Genomic DNA, 16,982 nt, shown 5'->3' with positions numbered 1-16,982 from the left:
GCTCTTATTGACCCAGCGAACGAGCGACCGGCCGGAGGGGGCGGTCGCACGCATCGGGGAGGGGACCGTCATGGGCATGAAGGGCAGGATCGCGCTGAGCGCCGCCCTGGGGGTTGTCGTCATCGGTGTCGTGTCCGCGAACGCCGGCCAGGGAATGGACGGCGGCCCCGACGGCCCGCGCAACGGCCCTTCCGCCTCCTCGGAGGACAGCGCCGAGGACGGCAGACCCACGGGAAACGCCGGACCGGGCGCGGACACGGCCGCCTTCGGCGGTGACGGCGCGTTCCGGGTCGGCGCCGACATCCGGCCCGGCACCTATCGCACGACCGGCAACCCCGGCCGCCGCTGCCACTGGGAGCGCGCCGAGGACGCCTCGGGCTCCCTGGGGTCGGCGCTGGCCGGCGGGAGCGTGGGCGGCACCGGGTACGTCACCGTCGAGGTCACGGACAAGGTGTTCACGTCCAGCGGCTGCGCGCGGTGGCGGGCGGTGCCGGTCGCCGCGCAGGGCCACCCCGGCACGTCGATGGACGGCGACGGGGGGATGTTCCGGGTCGGCGCCGATGTCGCGCCGGGCACCTACCGGTCGGCGGGCAACGCCCCCGGCTCCTGCTCCTGGGAGCGCGCCGAGGACGCCACGCATGAGCCCGGTTCGGTCCTCGCCGAGGACGACGTGACCGGCACCGCCGTCGTCACGATCCGCGCCACGGACGCCTACTTCACGACGACCGGCTGCGGCGACTGGAAGAGGACGGACTGACCCGGCGTCACTCCCGCCCCCGCACCGCTCACCACCGCTTCCTCCCACCTCACTTCATCTCGTCACACCTCTCTCATCAAGGAACCGACATGCGCCGTACCGCACTTGCCGCCGTCTGCCTCGCCACCGCTGCCGCCGCCGGGCTCACCGGCTGTCTGTCGGGGGCGGACACGGCGCCGAAGGGACCGTTCGCCGGGCTGAGCGGCGGTCAGATAGCCGACCGTGCGATGAAGACGACCACCAAGGCGACGACCCTGCGGATGCGGGGCACCGTCACCGACGGCGGCGACGACATCAAGATCGACATGGCCCTGAGCAAGAAGGGCGAGTGCGCCGGCACGATGGGCATGGGCGGCAAGGGCAGCGCCGACCTGATCAAGAGCGGCGACACCATCTACATGAAGTACAACGAGGCGTTCCTGCGGGACCAGGGCAAGGGCGAGTCGAAGGCCGACACCGACGCGGTCGTGAACATGATGGCCGACAAGTGGACCAAGATGGCGGCGACCGGCAAGGACGCCAAGGACATCGCGGGCTTCTGCGACCTGGACACGGTCCTGGCCGGAGCGGTCGACGTCAACTCGGACGCCACCCGCGGCAAGACCACCACCATCGACGGCACCCCGGCCATCACCCTTCACGAGAAGGACGGCAAGGACCGCTACACCCTCTACGTCGCCACCAAGGGCAAGCCCTACCTGCTGCGCGTGGACAGCTCCGCGGGCGCCAAGGAGCCGGTCCACCTCTCCTTCCTCGACTACGAGAAGCCGGTCGAGGCCAAGAAGCCCGCGGGCAAGATCCTCGACCTGGACGCCCTGGGCGGCTGACCCCGCGCGGCGATGCCGTACGGCGACCTTGCGGCGACCCGACTCAGCGTGCCCGGAAGCGTGAGGGTGCGTTCGTCGGGTTGCCGCCCGTGGGGAGCTTCTGGCCGGGGCAGGTGGTCAGGACCTTTTTCATGGCGGTCTTTTCGGCGGAGGTGACCCAGAGGCCGTACTTCTTCTTCACGGCGACCTGGGCGGCGACGTAGGTGCAGCGGTAGGACTTGGACGGGGGGACCCAGGTGGCGGTGTCGCCGTCGCCCTTGCCGCGGTTGGTGCTCGCGTCGACCGCCAGGAGGTTGAGGGGGTCGTTGGCGAGGGCTATGCGCTTGCTGGGCTCCCAGTACTTGGCACCCTTCTGCCAGGCGTCGGAGAGCGCGACGACATGGTCGATGTCGACCTGGCTGCGGCCCCGCCGGTAGGTGATGGTCTTGCCCGAGTAGGGGTCGTGCTCCAGCACGCCGTAGGTCACCTTGCACTGACCTCCGCTGAACTTCACCTCCTCCAGGTCGCGCTTGAGGATGTCGTCACGGGTGTCGCAGGAGTTGGAGTCGGTGTCCGCCCAGGCGCTGCCGAAGCGCTCGCGGGAGTAACCGGTCTTCGGTGCGCGGCCCTTGACGGGCAGTGCCTCGGCGGCGCTCAGGGCCGCGCCGGAGGCGCCGGTCTCCTGGGGACCGGAGGAGCCCTCGGTCTGTTCGGTCCGGCATCCGGTCACGGCAGTCGTCATGACCACGGCGATGACCGCCCCGCCCCACAAGCGCCTCACGGTGCGCCCCCCTCGTTCGCGCCTGCCCGTCCACCGGTGCGGACGGTTCGATCCGTCCTCCACCGTAGCCGCCGGGCGGCGGCTGACGAACAGGAACCAAAGGGGCGTTCAGGGGCATTGGGTGCATCAGGGGCTCATGTTCTTCCCGGACCCCACGAGTTCGCGCGCCTCGTCCACGAGTTCACCCGCCTCATCTCCACGGGTTCGCCCGCCTCGTTCACACCTTGCCTATCCCCAGGGTCGATTCCGAGGGGAGCAGTCCGGAGGAGAGGACCGCGACCCAGCGGTCGCCCAGCAGGTCGGCCAGGCGGTCGGCGGCGGGTGCGCCGAGCGCCTGCCACGGGGCGGCGGCGAGACGGTCGGTGTGCTCCTCGACGCGGCGGCGCAGGGCGCGGCCCGCGTCCGTGGCCATGCCGTCCGGCTCCACCAGACCGCGCCCGGCGAGGCGTTCGCGCGCGGACTTCCACTCCTCGGGGCTCCAGCCCCGGCTCGCGAAGCGTTCCACGGATGCGGCGCCTATCGCCGCGAAGGACACCAGCGACTCGACGGGATCGAGTCCGGCGACGAGCAGGGCGGCGAGATGGCCGTCGCCCCGGTGTTCGCGCAGGATCGTGGCCGCGTGCCACAACTGGAGGTGCGGGGGCTCGGGCCAGGGCAGTTCGGCGTTGGCGGCGGCGAGGGGGCGACCTGCGGTGTCCGCCGCCTCGGCGGCGCGCCGGGCGAGCGTGGCGGCTTCTGCCAGCTCCGGACTGTCGACCCGGGCGCCGAGGACGGCCCGGTAGGCGCCGTCGATGCCGCGCAGGCGGGCGGCCAGCACCTCATGCGGAGCGGCGACCTCCCACGCGCCGTCCATGTGCCGGGCCACCATGCGGGGACTGAAGCTGTAGAACGCGGAGGTGACCCGCTCGGCGCCGACCTGACCCAACGGAGCGGCGCGCAGCGGGAAGTAGCCCGGCCAGCGGTCCCCCGTGTCGTACCCGAGCGCCGCCGACTCCCGGTCCACCTCCGGGGCGTAGTAGAGCAGTGCGTGGAACGGCTCCAGCAGGTGCCAGAGCTGGCGTACGCGTGCCGTCCCCACCGTTTCCTCGGACATGCCGTGACTCCTCCCCCGTACGCGACCCGCATCGGTCGCCCGAACTTGACACTGTCCAGATTGCCGGGACCGCCGGAACTTGTCAATGCCTAGATCGGGCGTACTCTGGGACGCATGAGTTCCTCGAAGTCGGCTCCCGCCGAGCGCCGTTCGTCGTATCACCACGGCGATCTGCGGCGCGCCGTCCTCACCGCCGCGCTCGACGCCATCGCCGCCGAAGGACCCGCCGGGCTGAGTCTGCGCGACCTCGCCCGCCGGGCCGGGGTCTCGCACGCCGCGCCCGCGCACCACTTCAAGGACCGCACCGGGCTGCTCACCGCCATCGCGGCGGAGGGGTTCGGGCTGCTGGCCGAGGCGCTGCGGGAGGCGCCGGACCTGCGGGAGGCGGGCGTGCGCTACGTCCGCTTCGCGCGCGAGCACCCCGCGCACTTCCAGGTGATGTTCTCGCCTGAGCTGCTGCGCGCCGACGACCTCGAACTGACCACCGCGCGCACTCTCGCCGCCGACGCCCTGAGCGCCGTCGTCGCCGCCGTGGACCCGGGCGACCGGGGCCCTGACGCCCGCCTCGCCGGCGTCGCCGCCTGGTCCCTGGCGCACGGCTTCGCCACCCTGCTCCTCGGCCACAACCTCGACGGACCGGTGGGCGGCCAGGACCCCGAGGAGGTGTTCCACGCGCTCACGGCGATGCTGTTCCACTCGGCGGACGAGGTCCGGCCCACCGGGGACTGACCCGCCACGACCCGACAGCCCCGCCCGCTACGGCACCGGACACGACATCGGGCGCGCCCCCAAGGGAGACGCACCCACCGTCACAGCCAGGAAGCCGCCACAACCGCGGAGCCCTCACGCCCCCGGAATCGTCACGACCCCAGGATCGACGCCAGGAACTCCCCGACCCAGCCCAGCAGTTCCCGCCCGACCAGCGGCTTGCCGCCGACCTTCGCGGTCTTGGGGCGCGGGACCAGCACCTGGTGCGCGTTGCCCTTGACGAGCGAGCCCGGGTACAGCCGCTTCAGCCGCAGCTCCTGCGACTCCCGCAACTCCACAGGAGCGAAGCGGATGTTGTTGCCCTGAAGGACGATCTCGCCCACCCCGCAGGCGCGCGCGAGCATCCGCAGTCCGGCGACCAGCAGCAGGTTCTCCACCGGCTCGGGCAACTTGCCGTAGCGGTCGGTGAGTTCCTCGCGGACCGCCTTGACGTCCTCCTCGGAGTTGGCGGCGGCGATGGCCCGGTACGCCTGGAGGCGCAGTCCCTCGCCGGGCGCGTAGTCGTGCGGGACGTGCGCGTCGACCGGCAGCTCGATCTTGACCTCGAGCGGCGGCTCCTCCTCGGTCTCGCCGGTCTCCAACTGGCGCCGGTAGTCGGCGACCGCCTCGCCCACCATGCGGACGTACAGGTCGAAGCCGACGCCCGCGATGTGCCCGGACTGCTCGCCGCCGAGCAGGTTGCCCGCGCCGCGGATCTCCAGGTCCTTCATGGCGACGTACATGCCCGCGCCCATCTCGGTGTGCTGGGCGATGGTGGCGAGGCGTTCGTGCGCGGTCTCGGTGAGCGGCTTCTCCGGCGGGTACAGGAAGTACGCGTACCCGCGCTCGCGACCACGTCCGACACGCCCGCGCAACTGGTGCAACTGCGACAGACCGAAGTTGTCGCCGCGCTCCACGATGAGCGTGTTGGCGTTGGAGATGTCGATGCCGGACTCCACGATCGTGGTCGAGACCAGCACGTCGAACTTCTTCTCCCAGAAGTCCACCACGACCTGTTCCAGAGCCTGTTCGGACATCTGGCCGTGCGCGGTCGCGATGCGCGCCTCGGGGACGATCTCGCGCAGCCGGGCGGCGGCGCGGTCGATGGACTCGACCCGGTTGTGGATGTAGAAGACCTGGCCCTCGCGCAGCAGTTCGCGGCGGATGGCGGCGCCGATCTGCTTCTCCTCGTACGGTCCGACGAAGGTCAGGACCGGGTGGCGCTCCTCGGGCGGGGTGGTGATCGTGGACATCTCGCGGATGCCGGTGACCGCCATCTCCAGGGTGCGCGGGATGGGCGTGGCGGACATGGTGAGCACGTCCACGTTGGCGCGGAGCTTCTTGAGCTGCTCCTTGTGCTCGACGCCGAAGCGCTGCTCCTCGTCGACGATGACCAGACCGAGGTCCTTGAACTTGGTCTCGGAGGAGAACAGCCGGTGGGTGCCGATGACCACGTCCACCGAGCCGTCCTTCAGTCCCTCCAGGACCGCCTTGGCCTCGGTGTCGGTCTGGAAGCGGGAGAGCGCCCGCACGTTGACCGGGAACTGCGAGTACCGCTCGGAGAAGGTGCCGAAGTGCTGCTGCACCAGCAGGGTCGTGGGCACCAGGACGGCGACCTGCTTGCCGTCCTGGACGGCCTTGAAGGCGGCGCGGACCGCGATCTCGGTCTTGCCGTAGCCCACGTCGCCGCAGATCAGGCGGTCCATGGGGACCGTCTTCTCCATGTCCTCCTTGACCTCGGCGATGGTGGTGAGCTGGTCGGGGGTCTCGGCGTACGGGAAGGCGTCCTCCAGTTCGCGCTGCCAGGGCGTGTCGCCGCCGAAGGCGTGGCCGGGGGCGGCCATGCGCGCGCTGTAGAGCTTGATCAGGTCGGCGGCGATCTCCTTGACTGCCTTCTTGGCGCGCGCCTTGGTCTTCGTCCAGTCGGCGCCGCCCAGGCGGTGCAGGGTGGGTGCCTCGCCGCCGACGTACTTGGTGATCTGTTCGAGCTGGTCGGTCGGGATGTAGAGGCGGTCGCCGGGCTGACCGCGCTTGGCGGGGGCGTACTCCACGACCAGGTACTCGCGGGTGGCGCCCTGGACGGTGCGCTGCACCATCTCGATGTAGCGGCCGACGCCGTGCTGTTCATGGACGATGTAGTCGCCCGTCTCCAGGGTGAGCGGGTCGATGGTCTTGCGGCGGCGCGCGGGCATCCGGGTGCCGTCGCGGCCCGCGGCCTTCTGGCCGGTCAGATCGGTCTCGGTGAGGACGGCGAGACCGAGGGCGGGGTCCACGAAGCCGTGCTCGATCGAGCCGCAGGAGACGTGCACCAGGGACGGGCTCAGCTCGCCGAGGTCCTGGTCGAGGCGGGCGGCGATGCCCTCGCCGCCGAGCACCTCGGTCGTACGGGCGGCGGGACCGTGGCCCTCGGTGACGAAGACCGTGCGCCAGCCGTCGGCCAGCCAGCCCTTGGTGTCGGCCAGGGCGCGCGCGGTGTCGCCCCGGTACGCCTCGGGGGCGCGCATCCCGAGCTTGAGCGTGTCGCCGTCCGGCTCCTCGTCGGCGGCGAACGGCGAGACCGACCACCACATCATGTCCAGCTCGCGCGCGCGCTCGCGCACGTCCGCGATGGACCACAGGGAGGCGGCGCCGACGTCGATGGGCGCCTCGCCTCCGCCCGCGCTGGCCGCCCAGGACGCCTGGAGGAACTCCTGGGAGGTGGCGACGAGGTCGGCGGCGCGGGTACGGACCCGCTCCGGGTCGCAGACGACGGCCATGGCGCCCTTGGGCAGCACGTCGATGAGCAGTTCCATGTCGTCGACGAGGACCGGCGCCAGGGACTCCATGCCCTCCACCGCGATGCCCTCGGCGATCTTGCCGAGCAGTTCGCCCAGCTCGGGGTGGTCCTCGGCGAGCGCACGCGCGCGGTCCCGTACGTCGTCGGTGAGCAGCAGTTCGCGGCAGGGCGGCGCCCACAGACCGTGCTCGGCGACCTCCAGGGAGCGCTGGTCGGCGACCTTGAAGTAGCGGATCTCCTCGACGTCGTCGCCCCAGAACTCGACGCGCAGGGGGTGTTCCTCGGTGGGCGGGAACACGTCCAGGATGCCGCCGCGTACGGCGAACTCACCGCGCTTCTCGACCAGCTCCACGCGCGCGTACGCCGCCGCCGCGAGGGCTTCGACGATCTCGTTCAGGTCGGCGGTCCGGCCGGTGCGCAGGGATACGGGTTCCAGGTCGCCCAGGCCCTTGACCTGCGGCTGGAGCACGGAGCGCACGGGGGCTACGACGACGGAGACCGGACCGGTCTCGGGGTCGTCGGGGCGGGGGTGGGCCAGGCGGCGCAGGACGGCGAGGCGGCGGCCGACGGTGTCGCTGCGGGGGCTGAGGCGCTCGTGCGGGAGCGTCTCCCAGGAGGGGTACTCGACGACGCCCTCGGGCGGCAGCAGGGAGCGCAGCGCGGCCGTCAGGTCCTCCGCCTCGCGCCCGGTCGCCGTCACGGCGAGCACCGGGCGGCCGGTCTCGCGGGCGAGGGCGGCGATGGCGAAGGGGCGGGCGGCGGGGGGACCCACGAGGTCCACGTGCGTGCGGTTGCCGTCCGCTGCCGCCGTGGTCGCTTCCGCGAGGGCGGGGTCCTTGACTACTGCGTCCAGCAGACCGTGCAGGCTCATGCGAGGGGCTTTCCGTCCAGGGAAGGGGAACGCGAACGGCCCGACTCGTTGCACGGGCCGGGGGTACGTTCCAGCGTACGTCGCTGCCGCTCGGCTTGGCTGGGGCTGTGGACAACCGCCCGCTTGTGTACCAGGGGGCTCTGCCCCCTGGAACCCCGATCTCGCCCACGCAGACCCGCCCGTCTCGGTTACTTAGAAAGTTGCCCTCCAAAAAAAGCACCTGTGCCCCCGCAGGCTCTTCGAGCCTCCGGGGGCACAGGATCGAACACCCCCTACTCCGTCGCGATCGCGTTCAGCACGTTCATCCGCCCCGCCCTGAACGCCGGGATCAGTGCCGCGAACAGGCCCACGAAGGCTGAGGCGATGAAGACCGTGATGATCGTCGGCCAGGGGATTTCGAGGACGTTGAGGCCCTCCAGGGCGAGGAGTTTCTGGGCGGTGGCGCCCCAGCCCATGCCGAGTCCGAGACCGAGGAGGGCGCCGAAGAGGGCGATGACGACCGACTCCAGGCGGATCATGCGACGCAACTGGCGGCGGGAGAGACCGATGGCGCGCATGAGACCGATCTCGCGGGTGCGCTCGACCACGGAGAGGGCGAGGGTGTTCACCACGCCGAGGACGGCGACGATGATCGCGAGGGCCAGGAGACCGTAGATCAGGTTCAGGAGCTGGCCGATCTGGTCCTTGAGCGCCTTCTTGTAGTCGGTCTGGTCGCGCACGGTGTACTGCGGGTAGTCGTGCAGGGCCGACTTGAGCGCCTTGTAGGCGGCCGCCTGGCGACCGTCCTTCGCGGTGGCGAAGACCAGGACGTCGAGCGGCATCCGGTCGGCGGGCACGTACCGCTTCACCGTGGCGATGGAGGCGTACATCGCGCCCTTGTCGACCACCACGTCGTCACTGGTGATCGCGCGGACCGTGAGCTTCGCGGTGCGGGCGTCCGTGAACGCGACCGTGACCGTGGAGCCGACCTTGATCCCGTGCTTGCGGGCGAAGCCCTCGGGGACGGACATCGAGTCGTCCCGGTAGGCGTCGGCGAGCGTGCCCGAGACCGTCTTGGTGCGCAGGTCCTGGGCGTAGGTCGGGTCGGCGGCGTTGAGCGTCTCCTTCTTGGAGACCTTGCCGTCGGGGGTGGTCAGGTCCGCGGGGACGACCTTGTACTCGGTGACCCGCTCCAAGTCGGCGGTGTCCTTGACAGCCTTGACCGCCTGCGGGGTGATCAGACCGCCGTTGTCGTTCTGGACGATGAAGTCCGTGCCCACGGTCTTGTCGAGCTGGTCGGTGGCGGACGCCACCATGGACGAGCCGACGACCGACAGACAGGCCACCAGGGCCAGCCCGATCATCAGGGCGGCGCCGGTCGCGCCGGTGCGGCGCGGGTTGCGCAGCGCGTTGCGCTCGGCCATGCGCCCCACCGGACCGAAGACCCGGAGGACGATCACGCCGAGGACGCGCACCACCCCGGAGGCGAGCAGCGGACCGATGACGACGAAGCCGAGCAGGGTCAGCACGATGCCGACCCCCAGCCAGCCCGAGCCGGTCGTTGCCTGGTCGGTGGTGGCCGCCGCGTACAGGCTCGCGGCGCCCGCGCCGGTCAGGACCAGACCGAGCAGGGCACGTACGACACCCGAGCGGGCGTCGGCCGGGGCGCCCGCGTCGCGCAGGGCGGCCATCGGGGAGACCTTGCCGGCGCGGCGGGCGGGCAGGTAGGCGGCGAGGATCGTGACGACCACGCCGAGCAGCAGACCGAGGGCCGGGGTGGTCCAGGCGACGGTCAGGTCGTCGGTGGACAGATGCATGCCGATCGCGCCCATGAGCTTCATCAGACCGACGGCGATGCCGATGCCCGCGCCGACGCCGAGGACGGAGCCGAGGACGCCGAGCAGCAGCGCCTCGACGAGCACCGAGCGGTTGACCTGACCGCGCGAGGAGCCGATGGCGCGCATCAGACCGATCTCGCGCGTGCGCTGGGCGACCAGCATCGAGAAGGTGTTGACGATCAGGAAGATGCCGACCAGGAAGGCGATCCCGGCGAAGCCGAGCATCGCGTACTTCATGACGTTCAGGAAGCTCTCGACGTCCTTCTGGTTGGCGTCGGCGACCTCCTTGGCGGTCTGCACCTTGTAGCCGCCGCCGAGCGCGGCCGTGACGTCCTTCTTGAGGCGGGCGTCGGATACGCCCTTGGCGGCGGTGACGTTGACGTTGGTGTAGACGCCGGTGCGCCCGACCAGGGTCTGCTGGGCGGTCTTGGTGTCCAGGTAGAAGATCGCCGCGCCGGGGTTGGTCACGGTGAAGGTGGCGATGCCGGACACGCGCGCGTGGTGCGTGCCGAGCGCGGTGATCAGACCGATGTCGTCACCGAGGCGCAGATGGTGCTTCTTCGCGGTGTCGGCGTCCACCATGATCTGCCCCGCGCCATGGGGCGCGGCACCGGTGGTGACCTTCATGGTGCGCGCGTCGTTGCCGTTCCAGCTCCCGACGATGGTGGGCGCCCCGCTGCTGGGCGACAGCCGCTCCTTGTCGGCGTCGACGACGGTGACCTGGGTGGAGAACACGGTGCCCTCGGCCGCCCGCACGCCCTGCGCCTTGCGGATCTCGCCGACCACGGAGGCGGGCATCACCGGCGGCTTGCCGGTGCCGGACATGGTCTCGCCGGTGTCGGAGGCGGTCTTGGCGCTCACCGTGACGTCCGAGGACGTCGCCTGGAAGAGCTTGTCGAAGGTGGTGTTCATGGTGTCGGTGAACACCAGGGTGCCGCAGACGAAGGCGACCGACAGCAGGACCGCGATCGCCGAGAGCGCCATGCGGCCCTTGTGCGCGAAGAAGTTGCGCATCGAGGTCTTCAGCACGGTCATGACGTGCGCCCCCGCGCGTCGAAGTCCTTCATGCGGTCCAGGACCTGCTCGGCGGTGGGGCGGCGCATCTCGTCCACGATCCGGCCGTCGGCCAGGTAGAGCACGCGGTCCGCGTAGGAGGCGGCGACCGGGTCGTGGGTGACCATGACGATGGTCTGGCCGAGGTCGTGCACCGAGCGGCGCAGGAAGCCGAGGATCTCGGCGCCCGCGCGCGAGTCGAGGTTTCCGGTCGGCTCGTCGCCGAAGATGATCTCCGGGCGAGCGGCGAGCGCGCGGGCCACGGCGACGCGCTGCTGCTGTCCGCCGGAGAGCTGGGTCGGCCGGTGCTTGAGCCGCTCGGCGAGTCCGACGGTCTCCACGACCTTCGCCAGCCACTCGCGGTCGGGCTTGCGCCCCGCGATGTCCATGGGCAGCGTGATGTTCTCGAGCGCGTTCAACGTCGGCAGCAGGTTGAACGCCTGGAAGATGAAGCCGATCCGGTCGCGGCGCAACTGGGTCAGCTTCTTGTCCTTCAGACCGGTGATCTCGGTCTCGTCCAGGTAGATCTGACCGCTGGTCACCGTGTCGAGCCCGGCGAGGCAGTGCATCAGGGTGGACTTGCCGGACCCCGAGGGGCCCATGATCGCGGTGAACTGGCCCCGGTCGATGTCCACGTCGACATGGTCGAGCGCGACGACCCGGGTCTCCCCGGCGCCGTACGCCTTCACGACCTGCCGCGCCCGCGCGGCAACGGCCGTAGGTCCTCCAGTGCCCCCGTGCCTGGGTACGGTCACAGCCGATGTCACGGTATGTCTCCTATGGGATGGCAGGTCGGAGCGCGCGCCGGCGGCGCGTGCGGTCGTACGGGTTCTTGCCGGTGATTCTCGCGGGCCGAGGGGGTGCCGCGCGCTGGTGCGGAGCCCCCGGTCCCGGTGGGGCAAACCCCACTCCGGCGACTCGGGTACGCCGCCCCCCAGCGGCGTAAAGCCAGGTTAAGGAGCGCGGGGGCGCCTTCTCGTCCTCCGGGGGGACGAACGCTCCCCGAGCCGTAGTACGGAGATACCCCTAGGGGTGCTCCACCATCGGGTGGAGACGTTCTCAGGGTCGTCTCCACCCCCGGCCCGCCCAGCCTCCACCCTCACGCGACGTCAGGGTCAACCCGCGTCCCGGGCGGACGGCCACCGTGACGGTCCCGCGCGCGTGACGCGTGTACGGGACATCGAGGGACGGCGGATCAGGGTCGGCACCGTGCGGGCGGGCAGGGTCGGCGGGTCACAGTCGGCCGAGCCGACCGGAGTTCAGCGCAGGGCGACCCGGGTTCAGCGCCCGGCGACCCGGTTCAGCGCCTCGCCGCCGCCATCGACGCGCTCAGCCGGTCGCGGAGGTGGTCGACCTGCTGGCGTACCTCGTCCCAGATCTCGCCGTGTTCGCGCAGGACGCGCTCGGTCTCGCGGGCGGTGCGGTCCTCGTGGTCCAGCGCGGCGGCGAGGAGTTCGGCGGCGCGCGCGTCCGCCAGCTCCTGGATCCGGGGCGCACGGACCTTCTCCGCCGCGAGCGCGCGCTTCGCCGCCGCCAGCGCCGCCTCGGCACGGACCTGCCGTTCGGCGGTGCTCACTTCGAGCGCGGCCGCACGCTCCGTCAGTTCCCGTTCGGCCGCCGTGCGGCGCGCGGTGTGCTCCCCGGGCTGCGCGGCGAGCAGGGCGGCGGCACGGTCGCGGGTCTCGCGCAGTTCCTCCAGCGCCGTCCGGCGCAGCTCGCGCACCTCGTGCCGGGTGCCGACGCGCAGCTCCTCCGCCTCGGCGCGGGACGCGTACAGCCGCCGCTCGGCGGTCTCCACCGCCTCGGCGCGCAGCGCCTCCGCCGCCTCCCGCGCCGCACGGCGCACGCCCCGCGCGTGTTCCTCTGCCGCCGCGACCTGCTCGCGCGCCTCGTCCCGGGCGCGCTCGCGCAGCCGTACCGCCTCGGAGCGCACCAGTCGGAACACCGTGGACGCGGGTTCGCCCAGGCTGTCGTACGTCTGCGGTTCAAGCCCGGCAGCCCGCTCGCGCAGCCGCGCCGACTGCGCCTCCATGTCCCGGGCGAGGACGGTCAGCCGCGCGACGCGCTCCCACGCCGCGTCCCGCTCCCGCGACAGGGCGGCCAGCCGGGCGTCGACCTGACCGGGGTGGTAGCCGCTTGCCCGGGCGGTCCCGAAGCCGTACGACGTCGCCGCTGCGCTGCTCACCCGTGGAACCCCTCTCCGCCCGGACAGTCCGACATACCCGACAGGATGATGGGATGCATGTCGATATGAGCCGAAGAGACGCCAGGGTTCGTCAACGCGGTCGGGCCCTTCACTCCCGAGGGTGAAGGGCCCGACGCGAACGGCGGAGAGGTGAACCGGCTCCCGCTACAGCAGCCCGTCCCACATCTGTTCCAGCAGCACCGACCACCAGGTCTCCGGCGAACCGAGCGCCGCCGGGTCCAGGGAGGCGAGCTGCGCCTGGAAGTCGACGGTCCAGCGACCCGCCTGCTCCTGGTTCAGTCCGTAGCGCAGCCGCCACATCCGGCCGAGCAGCGCCAGGCAGCGGGTGAACTCCGGCAGCCCGGTGTTGACGAACTGCGGCGGCACCGGAGCACCGCCCGGACCGCCCTCGACGGGCACCGCGACGATGTTCGCCGTGCCGTACTGCACACAGATCGCCTTGCCGAAGTCCGTGCCCATCACCAGGTACGAACCCGCGTCCGAGGCGGGCAGCACCCCGCGCTCTGCCGCCAGCTCCGCCAGTGTCGGCACCGGACGGCCCGGCTGCGCCTGCGCCCAGAAGAACGGGCCCATGTCCAGCGGGAGTCCGGCCACCACCAGCGTGTGCGCCACGACCGGCGGCACGCCCTGCCGCGACACCGCCTGCTGGTCGAACCGGTGCACCCCCGGCCCGAACGCCGCCGCCAGCTCGTGCGCGATCCCCTCCGGGGGCACCGGCGGAACCGGCTGCACCGGCGGCAGGGGGGCGCGCACCGGCGCCGGGCGCGCGGGACCGTCCGCCACCTGGTGCAGCTCGCCCTGATGCGCCAGCAGCTCCTGCATCCCCTGCTGCCTGCTCGCGTGGTCCGTGCCGTACGGCGCGATGCTCGCGATCCGCGCCTGCGGCCACTGCTCCCGGATCATCCGCGCGCAGTACGCGCCCGGCAGCTCGCACGACTCCAGCTCCGTGTGCAGCTCCAGGACCTGGTCCGGCGGCACGTTCATCGCCCGCAGCTCGTGGAAGATCTGCCACTCCGGGTGCGGCATGCCCGGCGCGGACCGCCGGATCAACTGCTGCTCGGAACCGTCCTGGGCGCGGTAGCGCAGCACCGCCTGGTAACCGGGACCGACCGTGGGCTGCGCCGGGGGCGGATAGCCGTACGCCGGGGGCTGACCGGGCAACGGCGCGCCCGGCGGGGGCAGTGGGGCACCGTGCGGGGGCATGGCACCGGGCGGCGGCGTCGCGCCGGGAGGCGGGGGCATCGCGCCCGGGGGCGGCATGGCACCCGGGTACGGCACGGCGCCGGACGGCGCGGGACCGGTGGGCGCCGGACCGGTGGGCGGGGGCATCGCGCCCGGCGGTACGAAACCGGGGGGCGGGGTGGACCCGGCGGGCGCGGGCGCGGCGGGGGGCGGCATCGCGCCCGGCGGGGGCAGCGGGGCGCCGTGCGGGGGTGTCGCGCTCGCCGGTGCGGGCTGCGGCGCACCCGGCGCGACCGGACCGCCCGGAGCGGGCGACGCGTACGAAGCCGACGGCACACCCGGCGCGGGCTGCGGCGGCGGAGGTACGCCCGGACCGCTCACCGGCGGCGCGGCCAGCACCGTCTCCGCGTGGTCAGCACCTGGGGCACCAGCGGACCTGGGCGCGGGCGGCGCGGGCGGCGGCGCACCCGGAGCGCCGGACGGACCCGGCGCGGACGCACCCGGCGCGGACCGCGGAGCGAACGGGTCCGGGTCCTCCGGGTCCAGCGCGGAGACCAGTTGGGTCGGCACGTACTCGTCCCCGCCCGCACCACCCGGACGCGCACCCGGCGCGCCCGGGGCGCTCGGCGGCGGCGGAGGCGTGCCGGGACCCTTGCGCGGCGGGGGCGCCGCCTTGCTCGTCACGGCGTCCGCGATGTCACCGGCGTCCGGCGGCAGCGGGCGACCCGTGGGCCGGGGCGCGTCGGGGGCGCCGCTCGGCGGGTAGGCGTAACCGGGCTGCGCGGCAGCGGCGGGAGCGGTCACCTCGGGGGTGACCGCCGTGGGCGGCAACTGGCTGCCGCCCGACATCAGCGCGGTCTTGGCGTCCGGCTCGGACGCGGGCGGGCGCGGGGCGCCGTCGCCCACCGGGGGCGAGAACACCGTGGCGGGCAGCGGTACGGAGCGGTCCTCGCCCTCGTCGGCGTTGGTGTCCGTACCGGCCCAGGGCGTCTTCGCGGAGGTGTCCTCGGGAGCGGGCCACGCCGACCCGCCGCCGTCTCCCACGGGCACCCCGGGCTGCGTCCGGGCGAGACCGCCGCCGGAGGACGCGGTACCCGAGCCCGCACGCGGACCCGGCACACTCCCCGAGCCAACTCCCGTACCCGAAGCCGGAGTCGGGGCGGAAGCCGGAGTCGGGGCGGAAGCGCCCCCCAGCTTCTTCTCCGCCGCCTCCTGCAGCCACTCCGGCGGGCTCAGCAGGAACGACGTCTGGTTCAGGTCCACCCGTGCCGCCGCGGGCACCGGCACCGCGTCCTCCGGCTCGTCGGGACGCCCGTACGTCTCCTCGTACCGGCGGATCACCTCGCCCACCGGCAGGGCGGGCCACAGCGTCGCCTCGCCGCTGTCGCGGGCGATGACCAGGCGCTGCGCGCCCGCGTCCACCCGCGGACCCTCCGCACGGTCCTCGCCCCAGACGACGAAGCCCAGCTCGAACTCCCGCACCCGCACCTCGCGGTGCTGGTAGGCGGGGACGTCCCCGTTGATCCACTCCTCGGCGCGCTCCTGCGCCTGTGCGAACGTCACCATCGCCGGAAAACTCACTCCCCCGCAGCCGAGGACACCGGCACCGCACGCGCGAAGCCGCCGTCCACCATCAGACCCGCCACCGTCTCCAGCTCCGGCGGATCGCCCGCGAGCCGCGACAGGAACGCGTCGAAGTCGTCGCCGCACGGCAGCAGCAGCCGCTCCACGCGCTCCGCCGGAGACCACGCCGGATCCACGTCCCGTACGTCGTCGTACGCGCAGAACCACACCGAACCCGCCCGCTCGCCCCTGACCTTCACCGCGAGCAGACCGCCCTGCACGAACCCGACGCCCAGGTAGTCCTTCGTCAGGTGGTCGCGCAGACACTTGTTGACGTACACCAGGTCGTTGACCGCCGCCTCGTCCCGCACCGTGAAGAACGGCTGGTCCACCAGCAGTCCCAGCTCCGCGTCGAGCGCCGCGCCCACCGGGGCGCACCCGCCCGCCGCCTTCAAAAACGAGCGGTAGGCGCCCGGCAGCCGGTACCCGAGGTCCTCCTCGACCCCCTGCACCTGTGACTCCGTCACCGCCACACCCGACTTGGGCAGTCCGAAGTGCGCCGGACGCGTCTCCGGCAGCGGTCGCGTGCCCCGCTTGTCGTGGTCCACCACCGCCGTCGCCAGACCGCCGTGATGCCGCAGCAGCGCCTTCACCTCGACCGGGACCAGCTCAAGCCGACGCGAGCCCGCCACGTGGTGCCACGTCCAGTTGTGGGGCGTCGCCACGTCCGGGACCGTGTCCCACAGTTCGTGACCCGACGCCGCCAGCGCCGCGTTCGCCGACACGTAGTCCGTCAGCCGCAACTCGTCGACGCCGAAACCCTCCGGCGGGTCCGCGATCTCCGCGGCCGCGCGCGCGTACGGCGCGAAATCGGGGTAGCCCCGCTCGTCGACCCGTACCCCTCGCGGATGACGCGCCGCCCGCACCGGGTCCGGGAAGTGCACGACCTGCCCGGCATAAGCCGCGTTCGGCGGCGCGGCCTCCTGCCCGAGCCGACCTGTCGTCATGGCGGTTGCCCCCTGCGGCACTCTGTACGAGCCGGTGCCCGCGCCCTCGACCGGCGCACGCACCCCGACCCGTATCCGACTGTCTCAGGCGTCACCGACGCCTCGACCGCGACCGGCGCGGTGCCGACAGCCTATGCGGTACGCGCACACCGGTCACCGGCCCGCCGGACCACCGCCCCGAGCACCCGCCGGACCACCGCTCCGAGGTCGCCGATCCTCCTCGCCCGCATGACATACAGTCACACAGCGTCACGACTCTGGCGTGTCGCGCCGCCCCAGCTTCCGCAGCAGCCACGGCATTTGGCACTCTGTGTCCCTCGGGG

General features: G+C 72.5%; 11 protein-coding genes. 3 read left to right on the top strand and 8 right to left on the bottom strand.

What is annotated here, in order from left to right; genetic code table 11:
* The first annotated feature begins 76 nt into the window (after positions 1-76).
* Positions 77-757: a hypothetical protein gene (locus tag IF655_RS16710; RefSeq protein ID WP_242488767.1), complete on the top strand. Its 681-nt coding sequence runs from the start codon at positions 77-79 to the stop codon at positions 755-757.
* Positions 758-846: 89 nt separating this feature from the next.
* A complete protein-coding gene (locus tag IF655_RS16705) occupies positions 847-1,584 on the top strand; it encodes a hypothetical protein (RefSeq protein WP_199585596.1) in 738 nt (245 codons plus the stop codon).
* Between the two features lie 43 nt (positions 1,585-1,627).
* On the opposite strand, the gene IF655_RS16700 is transcribed toward IF655_RS16705, so the two are convergent.
* Positions 1,628-2,344, bottom strand: coding sequence for an HNH endonuclease family protein (locus tag IF655_RS16700; RefSeq protein ID WP_199585595.1), 717 nt, complete (start codon positions 2,342-2,344; stop codon positions 1,628-1,630).
* A 217-nt stretch (positions 2,345-2,561) separates the two neighbouring features.
* On the bottom strand, positions 2,562-3,437 hold the full coding sequence (locus IF655_RS16695) for a hypothetical protein (RefSeq protein WP_199585594.1): 876 nt from the start codon (positions 3,435-3,437) through the stop codon (positions 2,562-2,564).
* 114 nt (positions 3,438-3,551) lie between these two features.
* On the opposite strand from IF655_RS16695, the gene IF655_RS16690 reads away from it, so the two are divergent.
* Positions 3,552-4,166, top strand: coding sequence for a TetR/AcrR family transcriptional regulator (locus tag IF655_RS16690; RefSeq protein ID WP_199585593.1), 615 nt, complete (start codon positions 3,552-3,554; stop codon positions 4,164-4,166).
* Positions 4,167-4,297: 131 nt separating this feature from the next.
* Here IF655_RS16690 and mfd read toward each other — a convergent pair whose 3' ends face one another.
* The 6 genes from mfd to IF655_RS16660 all read right to left on the bottom strand — a co-directional run bounded on the left by mfd (position 4,298) and on the right by IF655_RS16660 (position 16,659).
* On the bottom strand, positions 4,298-7,831 hold the full coding sequence (gene mfd / locus IF655_RS16685) for a transcription-repair coupling factor (protein ID WP_199585592.1): 3,534 nt from the start codon (positions 7,829-7,831) through the stop codon (positions 4,298-4,300).
* A gap of 272 nt (positions 7,832-8,103) precedes the next feature.
* Positions 8,104-10,683 carry an ABC transporter permease gene (locus tag IF655_RS16680; RefSeq protein WP_199585591.1) on the bottom strand — a complete coding sequence of 860 codons (2,580 nt, stop codon included), beginning with the start codon at positions 10,681-10,683 and terminating at the stop codon, positions 8,104-8,106.
* Positions 10,680-11,468, bottom strand: a complete 789-nt coding sequence (locus IF655_RS16675) for an ABC transporter ATP-binding protein (protein WP_026248965.1) — start codon at positions 11,466-11,468, stop codon at positions 10,680-10,682. The genes IF655_RS16680 and IF655_RS16675 overlap by 4 nt, the downstream gene beginning before the upstream one ends.
* Before the next feature lie 533 nt (positions 11,469-12,001).
* Complete coding sequence (locus tag IF655_RS16670; RefSeq protein WP_199585590.1) at positions 12,002-12,886, bottom strand: cellulose-binding protein; 885 nt, start codon at positions 12,884-12,886, stop codon at positions 12,002-12,004.
* 165 nt (positions 12,887-13,051) lie between these two features.
* A complete protein-coding gene (locus tag IF655_RS16665; protein ID WP_199585589.1) occupies positions 13,052-15,655 on the bottom strand; it encodes an SUKH-4 family immunity protein in 2,604 nt (867 codons plus the stop codon).
* 11 nt (positions 15,656-15,666) lie between these two features.
* Complete coding sequence (locus tag IF655_RS16660; protein ID WP_199585588.1) at positions 15,667-16,659, bottom strand: SMI1/KNR4 family protein; 993 nt, start codon at positions 16,657-16,659, stop codon at positions 15,667-15,669.
* Positions 16,660-16,982: the final 323 nt, after the last annotated feature.

It is taken from the genome of Streptomyces sp. DSM 110735 (assembly GCF_016482685.1).
In the GTDB taxonomy this organism is placed as follows: Bacteria; Actinomycetota; Actinomycetes; order Streptomycetales; family Streptomycetaceae; genus Streptomyces.
The sequence above is the reverse complement of the archived record's forward strand: the minus strand, read 5'-3'. Positions and strand labels throughout refer to the sequence as shown.